Annotated in this window: 1 rRNA gene; it reads right to left on the bottom strand. The window is 53.3% G+C overall.

From position 1 onward, the window contains the following. Nucleotides 1–13: 13 nt before the first annotated feature. Nucleotides 14–1365, bottom strand: a 23S ribosomal RNA gene (locus tag BLT65_RS46220); the annotation flags it as partial.

The following is a 1365-nucleotide window of genomic DNA, read 5'->3' as shown; positions in this document are numbered from 1 at the left end:
ACACACCTGTTATAGGATCAAGCCTTACGGGCAATTAGTATCAGTTAGCTTAACGCATTACTGCGCTTCCACACCTGACCTATCAACGTCCTGGTCTTGAACGACCCTTCAAGGGGCTCGAAGCCCCGGGGATATCTCATCTCAAGGCGAGTTTCCCGCTTAGATGCTTTCAGCGGTTATCTCTTCCGAACATAGCTACCCGGCGATGCCACTGGCGTGACAACCGGTACACCAGAGGTTCGTCCACTCCGGTCCTCTCGTACTAGGAGCAGCCCCCTTCAAATATCCAGCGCCCACGGCAGATAGGGACCAAACTGTCTCACGACGTTTTAAACCCAGCTCACGTACCTCTTTAAATGGCGAACAGCCATACCCTTGGGACCGGCTACAGCCCCAGGATGAGATGAGCCGACATCGAGGTGCCAAACACCGCCGTCGATATGAACTCTTGGGCGGTATCAGCCTGTTATCCCCAGAGTACCTTTTATCCGTTGAGCGATGGCCCTTCCATACAGAACCACCGGATCACTATGACCTGCTTTCGCACCTGCTCGACTTGTCGGTCTCGCAGTTAAGCACGCTTATGCCATTGCACTATCAGCACGATTTCCGACCGTACCTAGCGTACCTTCGTACTCCTCCGTTACACTTTGGGAGGAGACCGCCCCAGTCAAACTGCCCACCATGCACTGTCCCCGACCCGGATCACGGGCCAAGGTTAGAACCTCAAACAAACCAGGGTGGTATTTCAAGGACGGCTCCACTGAGACTAGCGTCCCAGCTTCATAGCCTCCCACCTATCCTACACAGATCGGTTCAAAGTCCAATGCAAAGCTACAGTAAAGGTTCATGGGGTCTTTCCGTCTAGCCGCGGGGAGATTGCATCATCACAAACACTTCAACTTCGCTGAGTCTCGGGAGGAGACAGTGTGGCCATCGTTACGCCATTCGTGCAGGTCGGAACTTACCCGACAAGGAATTTCGCTACCTTAGGACCGTTATAGTTACGGCCGCCGTTTACCGGGACTTCAATCAAGAGCTTGCACCCCATCATTTAATCTTCCGGCACCGGGCAGGCGTCACACCCTATACGTCCACTTTCGTGTTTGCAGAGTGCTGTGTTTTTATTAAACAGTCGCAGCCACCAGTTTATTGCAACCCCTTCACCCTTTGCCCGCAGGGGCATCAAGCTACAGGGGCGTACCTTATCCCGAAGTTACGGTACCAATTTGCCGAGTTCCTTCTCCCGAGTTCTCTCAAGCGCCTTAGAATACTCATCTCGCCCACCTGTGTCGGTTTGCGGTACGGTCAATGTGAAACTGAAGCTTAGAGGCTTTTCCTGGAACCCCTTCCGATTGCTTCGCT

Source organism: Paraburkholderia steynii (assembly GCF_900100565.1).
GTDB classification, from domain to species: Bacteria; Pseudomonadota; Gammaproteobacteria; order Burkholderiales; family Burkholderiaceae; genus Paraburkholderia; species Paraburkholderia terrae.
This window is presented reverse-complemented; position numbering and strand designations above follow the sequence as displayed.